This is a genomic window from Mesorhizobium sp. P160219 (genome assembly GCF_057786095.1).
The window spans coordinates 2434655-2448777 of record NZ_JBYNWG010000001.1; the positions used below are offsets into that span (position 1 = coordinate 2434655).

At 64.0% G+C, this 14123-nt stretch carries 15 protein-coding genes; 8 read left to right on the top strand and 7 right to left on the bottom strand.

The window, feature by feature from the left end; all coding sequences use genetic code 11:
- Positions 1 to 59 precede the first annotated feature (59 nt).
- Positions 60 to 785 (top strand): SDR family oxidoreductase, encoded by a 726-nt coding sequence (locus AC3EMP_RS11725; protein WP_023682721.1) that lies wholly within the window; start codon positions 60 to 62, stop codon positions 783 to 785.
- Positions 786 to 952: 167 nt separating this feature from the next.
- Here the strand turns inward: AC3EMP_RS11725 and AC3EMP_RS11730 are convergent, their stop codons facing one another.
- From AC3EMP_RS11730 to AC3EMP_RS11740, 3 genes are all read right to left on the bottom strand, one after another.
- Entirely contained in the window at positions 953 to 1102 is a 150-nt protein-coding gene (locus tag AC3EMP_RS11730; protein ID WP_352712810.1) for a hypothetical protein, read from the bottom strand.
- Between the two features lie 22 nt (positions 1103 to 1124).
- Positions 1125 to 1871: an IclR family transcriptional regulator gene (locus AC3EMP_RS11735; protein WP_023667822.1), complete on the bottom strand. Its 747-nt coding sequence runs from the start codon at positions 1869 to 1871 to the stop codon at positions 1125 to 1127.
- A gap of 266 nt (positions 1872 to 2137) precedes the next feature.
- Complete coding sequence (locus AC3EMP_RS11740) at positions 2138 to 3007, bottom strand: helix-turn-helix domain-containing protein (RefSeq protein ID WP_023667823.1); 870 nt, start codon at positions 3005 to 3007, stop codon at positions 2138 to 2140.
- A gap of 92 nt (positions 3008 to 3099) precedes the next feature.
- Between AC3EMP_RS11740 and AC3EMP_RS11745 the strand changes: the two genes are divergently transcribed.
- Both AC3EMP_RS11745 and AC3EMP_RS11750 read left to right on the top strand, forming a co-directional pair.
- Positions 3100 to 4644, top strand: a complete 1545-nt coding sequence (locus tag AC3EMP_RS11745) for a 4-hydroxyphenylacetate 3-hydroxylase N-terminal domain-containing protein (protein WP_352712809.1) — start codon at positions 3100 to 3102, stop codon at positions 4642 to 4644.
- A 6-nt stretch (positions 4645 to 4650) separates the two neighbouring features.
- The gene (locus tag AC3EMP_RS11750; RefSeq protein WP_023667825.1) at positions 4651 to 5160 is read left to right on the top strand and encodes a flavin reductase; all 510 of its coding nucleotides are present in this window, start codon (positions 4651 to 4653) and stop codon (positions 5158 to 5160) included.
- Positions 5161 to 5170: 10 nt separating this feature from the next.
- Here AC3EMP_RS11750 and hpaR read toward each other — a convergent pair whose 3' ends face one another.
- The gene (hpaR, locus tag AC3EMP_RS11755; RefSeq protein WP_023667826.1) at positions 5171 to 5566 is read right to left on the bottom strand and encodes a homoprotocatechuate degradation operon regulator HpaR; all 396 of its coding nucleotides are present in this window, start codon (positions 5564 to 5566) and stop codon (positions 5171 to 5173) included.
- Between the two features lie 200 nt (positions 5567 to 5766).
- On the opposite strand from hpaR, the gene AC3EMP_RS11760 reads away from it, so the two are divergent.
- Genes AC3EMP_RS11760 through hpaH form a run of 5 tightly spaced genes read left to right on the top strand, consistent with a single transcriptional unit; the run spans position 5767 to position 10385 of the window.
- Positions 5767 to 6153, top strand: coding sequence for a 5-carboxymethyl-2-hydroxymuconate Delta-isomerase (locus tag AC3EMP_RS11760; RefSeq protein WP_023686935.1), 387 nt, complete (start codon positions 5767 to 5769; stop codon positions 6151 to 6153).
- An 11-nt stretch (positions 6154 to 6164) separates the two neighbouring features.
- Positions 6165 to 7682, top strand: a complete 1518-nt coding sequence (gene hpaE / locus AC3EMP_RS11765; protein ID WP_023704724.1) for a 5-carboxymethyl-2-hydroxymuconate semialdehyde dehydrogenase — start codon at positions 6165 to 6167, stop codon at positions 7680 to 7682.
- Positions 7683 to 7696: 14 nt separating this feature from the next.
- The gene (gene hpaD / locus AC3EMP_RS11770) at positions 7697 to 8677 is read left to right on the top strand and encodes a 3,4-dihydroxyphenylacetate 2,3-dioxygenase (protein ID WP_027050174.1); all 981 of its coding nucleotides are present in this window, start codon (positions 7697 to 7699) and stop codon (positions 8675 to 8677) included.
- 29 nt (positions 8678 to 8706) lie between these two features.
- On the top strand, positions 8707 to 9582 hold the full coding sequence (locus AC3EMP_RS11775) for a fumarylacetoacetate hydrolase family protein (protein WP_027050173.1): 876 nt from the start codon (positions 8707 to 8709) through the stop codon (positions 9580 to 9582).
- Entirely contained in the window at positions 9576 to 10385 is an 810-nt protein-coding gene (hpaH, locus tag AC3EMP_RS11780) for a 2-oxo-hept-4-ene-1,7-dioate hydratase (protein WP_023710038.1), read from the top strand. Before AC3EMP_RS11775 ends, hpaH begins: the two co-directional genes overlap by 7 nt.
- A 17-nt stretch (positions 10386 to 10402) precedes the next feature.
- Here hpaH and AC3EMP_RS11785 read toward each other — a convergent pair whose 3' ends face one another.
- The 3 genes from AC3EMP_RS11785 to AC3EMP_RS11795 are packed head-to-tail and all read right to left on the bottom strand — an operon-like array spanning position 10403 to position 14121.
- Entirely contained in the window at positions 10403 to 11434 is a 1032-nt protein-coding gene (locus AC3EMP_RS11785) for a phosphotransferase enzyme family protein (protein WP_352712808.1), read from the bottom strand.
- A complete protein-coding gene (locus AC3EMP_RS11790) occupies positions 11431 to 12738 on the bottom strand; it encodes an aminotransferase class III-fold pyridoxal phosphate-dependent enzyme (protein WP_023704728.1) in 1308 nt (435 codons plus the stop codon). The genes AC3EMP_RS11785 and AC3EMP_RS11790 overlap by 4 nt, the downstream gene beginning before the upstream one ends.
- A 30-nt stretch (positions 12739 to 12768) precedes the next feature.
- Complete coding sequence (locus AC3EMP_RS11795) at positions 12769 to 14121, bottom strand: aminotransferase class III-fold pyridoxal phosphate-dependent enzyme (protein ID WP_352712807.1); 1353 nt, start codon at positions 14119 to 14121, stop codon at positions 12769 to 12771.
- Positions 14122 to 14123 lie beyond the last annotated feature (2 nt).

The following is a 14123-nucleotide window of genomic DNA, read 5'->3' on the forward strand; positions in this document are numbered from 1 at the left end:
CGGCCTTTGCCGGTTCGCGCCATCTATCTCCCCGTCACCGCAGCGAAAAAGGAACGATCATGACGGGACTTAAAGACAAGGTTGTACTCATCACCGGCGCCTCCAGCGGCATCGGCGAAGCGACGGTTCGGGAACTTGCCGGTGCCGGCGCCAGACTGTTCATCGGGGCCCGCCGCACCGAGCGGCTCAAGGCGCTGGCCGCAGAAATAGGCAAAGGCGTCGCGTGGCGCGAACTCGACGTGACTGACGCGGCGAATTTCGACGCCTTTGCCGATGCCGCTCATGCCGAATTCGGGCAGATCGATGTGCTGGTCAACAATGCCGGCGTCATGCCGCTGTCGCCGCTTGCCGCGCTGAAGCGCGATGAGTGGTCTCGCATGATCAATGTCAACATCGGCGGCGTGCTGAACGGGATCGCCGCGGTGCTGCCGCGCTTCGTCGCCCAGAAGAATGGGCATATCGTCAATGTCGCCTCGGTCGGCGCGCATATCGTGCTGCCCACCGCGGCGGTCTATTGCGGCACGAAATATGCCGTCTGGGCAATCACGGAGGGGCTGCGGCAGGAGCATGACGACATCCGCGCCACGATCATCTCCCCCGGAGTGACCGCAACCGAACTGGGCGACGATATCAGCGATCCTCAGGTCGCCACGGCTCTGAAAGAATGGCGGCAGAAGTCGCTCACACCGGACGCCATTGCACGGGCGATCCGTTTTGCGCTTGATCAACCCGATGGCGTCGACGTCAACGAAGTGATCGTGCGGCCAACCGCTGCCAATATGTAGAACTTGCTGCCGGATGCCGGCTTTCGGCGAGCTACGGCGCTCTCCAAGATCCGGCAAACGGCCCACCCCTTAATGCACCACCGCCCTCAGCCTCTGGCGCAACTCCCGCGGGCCACATCGTACCGGCTCTCGAACGCGCGCGAAAAATGCGCACTCGAATTGAACCCTCAGGCAAAGGCGATTTCCGAGATCGTGGGCGACGCGCGGGCGGGCGACAACAATTCTTCCTTGCTGCGCTCCAGCCGCCTGTCCCAGACGAAGCGTTCCGGTCTCGCGGCAAGGCCGGTGCGCCGCTGGGAACTTAACCCGCTAATCATCTCCCCTGCGACGGTAGAGATGTCAGGCTTCGCCGGCCAGGCGCGCTGAAATCAGCCGCGCCGCCTGGATCACCGCTTCGCCCTGGCTGGCTGCCATGCTGTCATCGGCGCGTGACACAGGCGAGGCCACCGCGAGCGCACCGAGAGGACGCCCATCGGAGCCGAGGATTGCCGCGGCTATGCTGTGCACGCCTTCTTCATAGCCTTGGGAGCTCGAGGAATAGCCGCGCTTGGCGGCAAGCCGGATCGCCTTCATCAGCCTTTCGGGCTGCGTCACCGTGTGTGGCGTGAAGGTCGGCAACGGCTTGTCGACATAGGCCTCGGCCGCTTCCCGAGGCGAAGCGGCGAGAAAGGCGATGCCGGAGGCGGTGCCGTGCAAGGGCAGCACCTGGCCGACATCGACATTGACCCGGTTGGCCTTTGCCGAGAGCTCGACATGGACCGTCAGCAGTGCGCCGGCGCTGAATTCCGACAGATGCACCGTCTCGCCGGTTTCCAGCGCCAGCTCGCGAACCACAGGTGCTGCCACGCGCACGAAGGGAAAATGCGCGTCGCGAAAGCGGGCCAGCCGCGACAGGCCGGCGCCGAGCCGGTAGCGGCGGCTTGCCGGCTCTTGTTCGATCAGGCGGTGGTCGGCCAGCGCCATCAGCAGGCGCCGCGCCGTTGCCTTGTCGAGGCCGGTTTTGCGGGCGAGCTCGGACAGGCCGATCTCCGGTTCGCCGAGCGTGAACTGCTCCAACAGCGATATCGCTTTGCCGACTGTGCTCATCGTGCATCCTCAAGATACTTCGCATGGGACGGAAGCCAATCCACCTTGCAGTCCGCTCATAGCACGTAAATTGGTGGTTCAAATAACGAACCGTTTGGAAGCGACAAAAAACACCAGCAAGTTTCGCGGCGACATCAATCTCGATGCGCCGCGCCGTGCGGGGTGATGCTGCGCGGCAACACCTATCAACAGGTGGATCAACTCGGCGGCGCCGTGCCTGGCCGGCGTGTCGGCCCAAACGCCTGATCCTGGCCGGCGCGGAAGCTTCAACTCTGCCCCAGCTGCGCGCGGCGCCAGGCGGCGGGCGCCTGGCCAACCCGCTCCCGGAAGAAGCGTGAGAAATAGGCCGGATCTTCGAAGCCGATTTCGTAGGCGATGTCCTCGACGGTGCGCACGGTGAACAGCAGCAACCGCTTGGCCTCCAGCAACCGTCGCTCGCCCATGAGCCGCTTGACGCCGCTGCCAAGCACCGTATGGGCGGCCTTGTCGAGAAGATGCGGTGTCGTGGCCAGCGCCCCGACGTAGCGGTCGACGGGCCAGTTGTCGCGGAAATGCGCATCGACCAGACGGCGCAAGCCGCGCGCCAATGCAGCATCGGAAGAACCGGTGGCATCCATTACCTCGGGACCAAGGCGCGCGATGTGCGAGAGCGCGACGGCGATCAGCGCCGGCAGGGTCTTGTCACTGCCGGCCTGCGCCTCGGCATATTCGGCGGCGATCATCTCCAGCACCGCCGCCAGCCTTTTCCACGCGACGTGCTGAGGAAGGCTATCGGCAAAGACCGGCCGGTCCAATGGCAGCAGGCTGTGAGCGGCTATTGCCGCAAGCGCATCATCGGCGACCGAAACGACGATGGCGTCGGTGCCGGGCCCGATCGAGAAGCCATGCACGATGGTGCTCGGCACGAAGCTGACGGCCGGTGCCGAAAAGTCCCAGGATTGGTCTTCGATGCGGTAGGTGCCGGATCCGCTGGTCCAGTAGGTGATCTGGCCCATTTGCGGATGCTTGTGCGCGGCAACCTGGCCGAGATGAATGTTGCTGCGCGCAAGCACCGTCTCGACATGCAGGAAGCCGACATCAAGCGGCCGCACCGGCTCGCCATAGACAAAGAAATCAGGAATGGAATTGAGGCTCATGGCGCCGGAAAAAGTCCAATCGGTTTTGCCGTTACGTCCTAACCGATCCTTGCCAGGAGCGCTAGAGTTGATGCCATAAGTGGAGGAACATCATGCGATCGGAAGACTTTCGTGCCGACAATGGGCGCCCGTTCACCGGGGCCGAGTATCTGGAGAGCTTGCGCGACGGCCGCGAGGTCTACATCAACGGCGAGCGCATCGCCGATGTCACCACCCATCCGGCGATGCGCAATTCGGCGCGGTCGCTGGCGCGCCTCTATGATGCGCTGCACGATCCCAAGCGGCAGGGCACGCTGACCTCGCCTACCGATACCGGTTCGGGCGGCTACACCCACAAATATTTCCGCGTCGCCAAATCCTCCGGCGAACTCGCGGCCCAGCAGACCGCGATCGCCGAGTGGTCACGCATGTCCTATGGCTGGATGGGCCGCACGCCCGATTACAAGGCGGCACTGATGAACACGCTCGGCGCCAATGCCGACTGGTACGGCCCGTTCAAGGACAATGCGCTCGCCTGGCACAAGCGTGCGCAGGAAGCCGTGCTGTTCATGAACCACGCCATCGTCAACCCGCCGATCGACCGCCACAAGCCGGCCGAACAGGTGAAGGATGTCTTCGTCCACATCACCAAGGAGACCGACGCCGGCATCTATGTCTCCGGCGCCAAGGTGGTGGCGACGTCCTCGGCGCTGACCCACTACAATTTCCTGGCGCAGAGTTCGGCGACGGTCACCGAAGATCCGTCGCTGTCGGTCATGTTCATCGTGCCGATGAATGCGCCGGGGGTAAAGATGTTCTGCCGCGTCTCCTATGAGCAGACGGCCAACACGGCGGCGGCTCCGTTCGACTATCCGTTGTCGTCGCGCTTCGACGAGAACGATGCCATCCTGGTGCTCGACAATCTCTTCATCCCCTGGGAGGACGTGCTGGTGCTGCGCGAGGCGCAGAAAATCCTGTCCTTCCATCCGGCTTCGGGCTTCATGCATGGCTATTGCTTCCAGGGCTGCACACGCTTTGCCGTCAAGCTCGACTTCCTCGCCGGCCTGCTGGCAAAGGCGCTGCGCGCCACCGGCGGCGATGCCTTCCGCGGCAACCAGGCGGCGCTGGGCGAGGTCATCGCGCTCAGGCACATGTTCTGGAGCTTTTCCAACGCCATGGCCTACAATCCGATCCCCTGGGCGAATGGCGCTGTCCTGCCCAACCTGGAAGCAGCCCTTGCCTACCGGACTTTCATGTCGGAAGCCTATCCGCGCGTCATCGACACGGTGCGCCGGGTGATCGCCTCCGGCTTGATCTACCTGCCGTCATCGGTGCGCGACTTCAACAATCCCGAGATCGACAAATACCTCGCGCAGTATGTGCGCGGTTCCAACGACATGGGCCATGTCGAGCGCATCAAGATCATGAAACTGTTGTGGGACGCGACCGGCACCGAGTTCGGCGGCCGCCACGCGCTCTACGAACTCAACTATGCCGGTGCGCCGGAAGAGGTGCGGCTGCAGGTGCTGAAGGGCGCCGAACGCGGCGGCCGGCTGAAGGCCATGGAAGAACTGGTCGATACCTGCATGGCCGACTATGACGAGAATGGCTGGACGGGAGATACCTGGCTCAATCCGCTCGCTTCATCGGCGGGGTGATGTCAGATGGCCACGCAGATTTCGAAGGCCGATTTCCGCGACGCCATGGCAAGGGTCTGCGCGCCGGTCAACATCGTCACGACAGATGGCCCGGCCGGGCGCGGCGGCTTCACCGCCACCGCCATGTGCAGTGTGTCGGACGAACCTCCGACACTGCTGGTGTGCATGAACGGCCGCTCGACGCAGGCGGCCATGTTTCTCGCCAACCGGCGCTTCTGCGTCAACGTGCTGACGCATGACCATATGCACCTGGCCGGCAAGTTCGCCGGCGCGACCAGGGACATGGAGGCACGCTATTCGGCGGCGCGCTGGCAAACGCTGACCTCGGGGACGCCAGCGCTGTCCGATGCGATCGTCAATTTCGATTGCGAGATCGAGGATGTGCACATCGTCGGCACGCATAATGTCATGATCGGCCGCGTTATCGACGTCAGGCACGGCAGCGGCGGCTCGGCCTTGCTCTATGTCGACCGCAATTACACGCAGCCGACGCGGCTTGGCAGCTTTGGCGGCTGAGCCGCAGCAATCAGCTCTCGCCGGCGATCAGGCTCTCCAGCAGATCGAGCAATTGCTCGAGCCTCTCATGTCCGAAGCGCTGTTCGATGTCGCGGTAGATGACGAGGCGTTCCGGCGACAAGGCATCGATCAGGGCGGAACCCGCCGGGGCGATCGTCAGCACGACACGGCGGCCATCGCCTTCCGCCTTGTTGCGGGTGATGAATTTTCGGCCCTCGAGCGTCTTGATGATGCGTGTCAGGCTGGGCGGCAGCACCGAAGCGCGATCGGCAAGTTCCGTCGCCTCGACAGCGCCGGCCTCGCTCAGAACGCGCAGCACGCGCCATTGCTGTTCGGTCACATCATGCGCCGCCAGCATTGGACGAAACCGCGCCATCACCACTTCGCGGGCATGGAGCAGCGCCATCGGCAGAGAACGACGGGTGTTTTCAGGCAGCAAGAAGCAGCGTCCCCAATGATGCGGGCGGTCGGCGGGACCGCACGCCAAAACCTGACCTTTCATCCCGTATCGTCGCCTCAACTTGGATGCAAGTCTTGACTTCAGGGATGCTGCATGTAATTAACGCGTTAATTACAACAGTGGAACAATCCGGGGAACGAGACGCGGTGCCTCACTTTTCCATCGAGTATTCGGCCAACCTCGATGCCAAGGTCGACATGAGCGAATTGTGCGCGCTGGTGTTGCGCACCGTGCTCGGCACCGGGCTGTTTGAAACCGGCGCGGTGCGGGTGCGGGCCTTCCGCGCGGAAGCCTATGCCATCGCCGACAGCCTGCCGGAAAACGCTTTCCTCGACATGTCGTTTCGCATTGGAACCGGGCGCAGCGCCCAGGACAAGAAACGAACCGGGGAGGCGGTCTTCGCCGCGGTGAGCGAATACCTTGGCCCCCTGTTCGAGACCCCGCATTTCGCTCTTTCCCTGGAGATCAGGGAGATCGACCCGGTACTGAGCTGGAAGAAAAATGCAATCCACCCGCGACTGCGCGGCAAGTGACGGAAGCTGATATGTCCGACCTCGAAGGCAATCTGAAAAAGGCCGAGGCCTATCTGGCCCGTTTCAAGCGCGACGGCGTGCTGAACCAGATCGGCGGCGAAGCGGTGCCGGCGGTGGATGGCTCGACCTTCGAGGCCATGTCGCCGGTCGATCTCAAGCCGCTGGCCAAGGTCGCGCGTGGCAGCGCCGCCGATATCGACCGCGCCGCCAAGGCGGCAAAGGCGGCGTTCCCGGCCTGGGCCGCCATGCCGGGCGACGGGCGCAAGAAGCTGCTGCACAAGATAGCCGATGCGATCGAAGCGCGCGCCGAGGAGATCGCCTTCGTCGAGTGCATGGACACCGGCCAGGCGCTGAAATTCATGGCCAAGGCCGCGCTGCGCGGCGCCGAGAATTTCCGCTTCTTCGCCGACCGCGCGCCGGAAGCGCGCGACGGCGAGACGCTGCGCACGACAGGCCAGGTCAACATCACCACGCGCGTGCCGATCGGCCCGGTCGGCATCATCACGCCGTGGAACACGCCGTTCATGCTGTCGACATGGAAGATCGCGCCGGCGCTGGCGGCAGGCTGCACCGTCGTCCACAAGCCGGCCGAATTTTCGCCGCTGACCGCTCGCCTGCTGGTCGAGATCGCGAAGGAGGCCGGCCTGCCGAAAGGCGTGTGGAACCTGGTCAACGGCCTCGGCGAGCACGCCGGCAAGGCGCTGACCGAGCACCCTGACATCAAGGCGATCGGTTTTGTCGGTGAGAGCCGCACCGGCTCGATGATCATGAAACAAGGCGCCGATACGCTGAAGCGCGTGCATTTCGAACTGGGCGGGAAGAACCCGGTGATCGTCTTCGCCGACGCCGATCTCGAACGTGCGGCGGATGCGGCCGTGTTCATGATCTACTCGCTCAACGGCGAACGCTGCACCTCATCGTCGCGGCTTCTGGTCGAAGCCTCGGTCTACGACACATTCACGGATCTGGTTGCGGAGAAGGCAAAGCGCATCAAGGTTGGCCATCCGCTCGATCCCAAAACGGTGGTTGGTCCGCTGATCCATCCGGTGCACGAGGAAAAGGTGCTTTCCTATATCGAGATCGGCAAATCGGAAGGCGCGGTGGTAGCCGCCGGCGGCGGCAAGTTCGCCGGTCCGGGCGGTGGCTGCTATGTCAGCCCGACGCTGTTTACCGGGGCCACCAACAGGATGCGCATTGCCCAGGAAGAGATTTTCGGGCCGGTGCTGACTGCCATTTCCTTCAAGGACGAGGCCGAAGCGCTGGCGCTGGCCAACGACACCCAATACGGCCTGACCGGCTATCTCTGGACGTCGGATGTTACCCGCGCCTTCCGCTTCACCGATGCGCTGGACGCCGGCATGATCTGGGTCAATTCGGAGAATGTGCGGCATTTGCCGACGCCGTTCGGCGGCGTCAAGAATTCCGGAATCGGCCGCGACGGCGGCGACCATTCCTTCGATTTCTACATGGAGACGAAGAACATCGCCTTCGCCACTTCAGCGCACACGATCCAGAAACTCGGCGGCTGACCGGAGGACATCGCATGCCACTGCCCAAACCAAACCTCTATCCCGCCTTCAACATCGTGCGCCTCAGCCATGTCGAACTGGCGGTCACCGACCTAGCGAAATCCCGCGCCTTCTATGTCGACACGCTTGGCCTGCAGGTTACCGACGAGGCATCGGACGCCATCTATCTAAGGGCCCTGGAAGAGCGCGGACACCACTGCATCGTGCTGAAGAAGGCCGGCAGCGCCGAAGCCCGCGATCTCGGCTTCAAGGTTTTTTCGGATGAGGATCTCGACAAGGCCGAGCACTTCTTCAAGGCAAAAGGCCTGCCGGTCGAGTGGGTCGAGCGACCGTACCAGTCGCGCACCTTCCGCACCCGCGACCCGCACGGCATTCCGCTCGAGTTCTTTGCCCAAATGGAAAGGCTGCCGCCGATTCATCAGAAATATGCGCTCTACAAGGGCGTGAAGCCGCTGCGCATCGACCACTTCAACTGCTTCTCGCCCAATGTCGACGAGTCCGTCGCCTTCTACAACGAGCTTGGCTTCCGCGTCACCGAATACACCGAGGATGCCAGTAGCGGAAAGCTGTGGGCGGCCTGGACGCACCGCAAGGGCGGCGTCCACGACATCGCCTTCACCAACGGTGTGGGTCCGCGCCTGCATCACGTCGCCTTCTGGGTGCCGACACCGCTCAACATCATCGACCTGCTCGATCTGATGGCGACGACGGGTTACCTCGCAAATATCGAGCGCGGCCCCGGCCGGCATGGCATTTCCAACGCCTTCTTCCTCTATGTCAGAGACCCGGACAATCACCGCATCGAGATCTACTGCTCGGACTACCAGACGGTCGATCCGGATCTGGAGCCGATCAAGTGGGACCTCAAGGACCCGCAGCGCCAGACGCTGTGGGGCGCGCCGGCGCCGAAAAGCTGGTTCGAGGAGGGCAGCACCTTTGCCGGCGCGGCCGCACGCCAACCGGATTTGACGGCGTCGCCGATCATCGCACCGTGACCACAGACGCGAACCTGACGGAGACCGGGATGACTGCACCTGGGCGGCTCGCCACCTTCACCGTCGGCGGCAAGACGCGCTATGGCGTGGTCACAGATAAGGGCGTCGTCGACCTGTCGGCGCGGCACAGCCAGTGGCCGACGCTGCGCGAAGTGATCGAGGCCGGCGTGCTACGGCGGCTGGCGGAAGAGGCCGAAGCCCACGCCGTCGATTTTCCAGTCGGCGCCATCGCTTATGAAATCCCTGTGCCGTCGCCGGAAAAGATCATCTGCGTCGGCGTCAACTACCCGGACCGCAACGAAGAGTACAAGGACGGCCAGGCCGCGCCTTCGAACCCGTCGCTGTTCATCCGCTTCCCCCGCTCCTTCGTCGGCCACAACGCGCCGCTGGTGCGGCCGCCGGAATCGCCGCAGCTGGACTATGAGGGCGAGATCGTCATCGTCATCGGCAAGGGTGGACGACGCATCGCCGAGAGGGATGCGCTTGACCATATCGCGGCACTATCCCTGTGCAACGAAGGCACCATTCGCGATTGGGTACGGCACGCCAAGTTCAACGTCACGCAGGGCAAGAATTTCGACCGCACCGGCTCGCTCGGTCCGTGGCTGGTGCCGTTCACCGACGAGGCGCAGATTGCCGACATCGCGCTGACCACCCGCGTCAATGGCGAATTGCGCCAGCAGGACCGCACCAGCCGGATGATCTTCTCGTTCCGCAAGATCATCGCCTATGTCTCCACCTTCACCACGCTGGTGCCAGGCGATATCATCGTCACCGGTACGCCGACCGGCGCCGGCGCCCGCTTCGACCCGCCGATCTGGCTGAAGCCGGGCGACGTGATCGAAGTCGAAGCCGACGGCATCGGCGTGCTCCGCAACGGCGTCGTCGACGAGGCAGCATCGTGACCCCCGAGCAAGTTGAAGATGCCGCGGCAAGGCTGTTCGAAGCCGAGCGTTCGCGCCGCCAGATCCGTCTGCTCAGCCTCGATTTTCCCGACGCGACGATGGAGGATGCCTATCGCGTCCAGGCAGCGCTGGTGAAACGCAAGACCGATGCCGGGCTGACCCCGAAGGGCTGGAAGATCGGCCTGACATCGAAGGCGATGCAATATGCGCTCGCCATCGACACGCCGGATTCGGGCGTGCTGTTCGACGACATGTTCTTCAACGACGGCGCGACGATACCCGTCGGCCGCTTCATCCAGCCGCGCGTCGAGGCCGAGATAGCCTTCGTCATGAAGGCGCCGCTGAGGGGCCCAGGCGTGACCATCTTCGACGTGCTCAACGCCACCGATTATATCACGCCGGCGCTCGAAATCCTCGACACGCGCATCGAACGCGTCAATGCCGAGACAAAGAAGGCGCGCACTTTCTTCGATACGATTTCCGACAACGCCGCCAATGCCGGCATTGTCATCGGCGGCCGGCCGCAACGACCCGATGAAGCCGATATGCGCTGGATCGGCGCCATCGTCTCGCGCAATGCGGAGGTCGAGGAGACCGGGCTTGGCGCCGGCGTGCTCAACCATCCGGCGATGGGCATTGCCTGGCTGGCGGACAGGCTCGCCCGCTACGGCATGTCCATCGCGGCCGGCGAGGTGGTGCTGTCCGGATCGTTTGTGCGCCCGGTCGAGGCGCGGCCCGGCGATACCATCGTCGCCGACTTCGGCAGCTCGGGAACGGTCAGCATCCATTTCGCCAAGAGCTGACGGCTCTCATCGGCTCGTCAGTTGGGCTGTTCGCCGCGCAGGTAGTCAATCGCCACATCGGCTGCGATGGTCGACATCCGCAAGCCGACATCCCTGGTGATGTCGCCTTCGACGCGGCTTTGCACCCAGCCAAGAAAGGCGAAGGCACGCAACGCGGCGAATAGAGGCAATGCGGCGATGTCCTGCGGGATCAGCGCACGCTCTTGCTGGTAGCCGTCAAGCAAAGCGGTTTCGATCAGCGGGTAGATCGCCTCCTCGCGGTTCTGATAGAGGGCGACGGCAAGGTCGTACATGTGCCAGCCATGGCCGCAATCGTCGAAATCGATGATGCGCACCGCGCTGTCATGGATGAGCACATTTTCGCGCACCAGATCGGCGTGGATGATGCCGAAATTGCGCGCGCTGCGCTCATGTTCCGACAGCGCCTTCACTGCCTTGTCGCGCGCCTGCAAGACCAGCGCGCGGCGAGGACCATCGAGAAAGGGCGAGGTCTCGAACCGGCCCCAGACCGGGTTCGCACCGAAGAAGCCGTCGAAGTCCCAGGCATGGCGGACGAAGCCCGCGGGCGGCGTCCACGAGGCAGTGACATTGTGCATATGGGCGATGGTCCGCCCGATCGCCGTGAAGATCTGGACCGACTGGTCGGGCGTGTAGACCAGTGGCACGCCGCGTGCGCCCACGGCGCGCCCCTCCAGCCAGCTCAGGCAATCGGCCTGCCGGGGCTGCGCCGAGGTGGCCGTTCTGACAAGCACGAACGGATCGCCGGCCTGAGTTGCGACGCAAGACGGCGTGGCGACGCCGGCGGATTGCAGGAAGCCCATCCATTGCAGTTCCGAACGCAGCGCGGCGTCCGTGTGGTAGCCGAGCCGGTGGATGCGCATGGCTGCCGGCTGGCCATCCGGCAGCCGCACGCGGAAGACGGCGTTCTCGCGGTGCTTCAGAAGTTCCGGCTCAGAGTTGCGGACGCCCCAATGTTCGAGCGCACGCCTGGCGAGCTCCGTGACATCGGCTGCCGTTTCGGGCTGGGATTGGGTGGAAACAGAATTCACGCCGGCACTCCGCCGACTTGGCCCAGCACCTCGTCCAGCAGGCCGATCAGGAACTCGGCATTGTCGCGCGAGAACGGCATGGGCGGGCGGATCTTGAGCACATTGCCGTGGATGCCGGTCTTGCCCATCAGCACGCCGCGATGGCGCATGCGATTGGCGACCTGCTCGGCAATGTCGGGCGCCGGTTCGCGCGTGTCGCGGTCGTGGACCAGCTCGGCGCCGAAGAACAGTCCGGCCCCCCTGACCTCGCCTATGCACTCATGCCGATCGGCCAGCGGGCGCAGCAGGCCAAGCGCATAGGCGCCGACGTCTTGCGCGTTGGCGACAAGGTTTTCCTGTTCGATGACGTCGAGGACGGCATTGGCGACCGCGCAGGAGACCGGGTTGCCGCCAAAGGTGTTGAAGTAGCGGAAAGCGTCGCGGAAGGTCGCCAGTATCTCCTTGGTGGTGACCACGGCCGCGATCGGATGGCCATTGCCCATCGGCTTGCCCATGGTGACGATGTCGGGGACGAAGCCGGCGCGCTGATGGCCCCAGAAATGGCTGCCGGTGCGGCCGAAGCCGGGCTGCACTTCGTCGGCGATGACCAGACCACCGGCTTCGCGCACGGCCCCCAAGGCGTCGTCGAAAAATCCGGTGGGCAGAGCCGGGAAACCTTCATTGGCGAGCAGCGGACACAAGATGATGCCAGACAGGCCAATGCCATCCTGTGCCAGCGAGGCGATCGCTTGACGCACGGCGTCGCCAAAGGCCTTGCCATTGGCCATCGCATCGGGATGGCGATAGCTGTCGGGGGCCGGCACCAGCCTGACATGGGGGGCGCGGCCGCGGATCGGAGGCATGCGCGTGCTCAGCTGCGAAACCGCCGTCGTGTTGCCATGATAGGTGGCGTCGGTGGCGATGATGCCCATATTGCCGGAGGCGGCCTGCGCCATGCGCAGCGCGATGTCGTTGGCCTCGCTGCCGGTGCAGGTCAGGATTGCGGTGGCGAGGCTTGCATTGAAGGTCGCCGTCAGCCGCTCGACATAGTCGAGAATTGCGGTGTGCAGATAGCGTGTGTGGGTGTTGAGCAGGCTTGCCTGACGGCACAAGGCCTCGACCACATGCGGGTGGCAATGGCCGACATGGGCGACGTTGTTGTAGGCATCGAGATACTTGCGGCCGTCGGCATCGTAGAGCCAGACGCCTTCGCCGCGCACCAGGTGCACGGGCTCGTCGTAGAACAATTGCGATTTCGCGCCGAGCAGGCGGGCACGCCGCTTGACGAGCGCTTCCTCGCTCGGGTTCTTCTCAGATTGGGTCATTGCGTACCAAACTCCATTGCGTCAGCGGGTCTACCAGGCCCTCGACAGACCTGCATCGATGGCCTCGCCGATCTTTGCCACGTCGGCGGCGCCGATGATCAGCGGCGGCGACAGGATGATGTTGTTGCCGGACACGCGCAGCATGACGCCGGCGTCATAAGTGGCTTCCGAAACCACGGCCATGGTCTTCTTGTCCACCGGCTTTTTCGTCGTGCGATCGGAGACCAGCTCTAGCGCAGCCATCAGGCCCTTGTACCTGATGTCGCCGACGATCGCGTGCTTGGCTTTTAGCCCCTCCAGCATCGCCGCCAGCTCGATGCCGCGCGCGGCTGCGTTCTCGTCCAGGCGAAGCCGTTTGGTCTCGGCAAGTGCAGCCAGCCCTGCCGCGCAGCCGACAGGATGGCCGGAATAGGTATAGCCATGACCGATCGCCCCGAAGCTGGTCTTGTCGGCCTCGAAGACGTCGGCGACCTTGGCGCCGATCAAGGTGGCGCCGAGCGGGAAATAGCCCGAGGTGATCGCCTTGGCGATGGTCATGAAATCCGGCTTCACGCCGGATAGCCGCGAACCCGACCAGGCGCCGGTGCGACCGAAGCCCGTGACCACCTCGTCGGCGATCAGCAGGATTTCGTGGCGGTCGCATATCTCGCGCACCAGCGGCATGAAGCTGTCATGCGGAACGATGACGCCGCCGGCGCCGAGAACCGGCTCCATGATGAAGGCGGCAATGGTGTCGCCGCCCTGGAAGGCGATCTCATCCTCCAGCGCTTTGGCGCACAGTTTGGCCAGCCGCGCCGGATCGGTCTCATCGAACGGATTGCGGAAGGTCCAGGGTGCGGGAATGTGGAAGACGCCGGGCATAAGCGGCTCATAGTTGCGGCGGAAATTGGCGTTGCCGTTGACCGACGCGCCGCCGAAATGTGTGCCGTGATAGCCCTTCTTCAGGGCAAGGAATTTTGTCCGGTCGCCCTGGCCGCGGATCTTCCAGTATTGGCGGGCGAGCCGCAGTGCGGTTTCGACCGAATCCGAGCCGCCCGAGGTGAAGAAGGTCCGCACCATGCCTTCCGGTTCGAACCATTCGCTGAGTTCGTAAGCGAGCTCGATCGACGGGCCGGTCGACGTGCCGCGAAACCCGGAATAGTAGGGCAGGGCGCTGAGCTGGTCGGCGATGGCCTTCTTGATGGGGTCGCAGGAGTAGCCGAGATTGACGTTCCACAGGCCGCCAACCGCATCGAGCACGGTGTTGCCGTCGATGTCTGTGACCATCACGCCTTCGCCTTTCATGATCACCTTTGGCGGGTTGGCCCGCATCTCGGCCGGGTGTGCCATCGGATGCCAGATCGGCTTGGCGTTTTTCTCGGTGAGGAAATTGATGTCGCGCATCG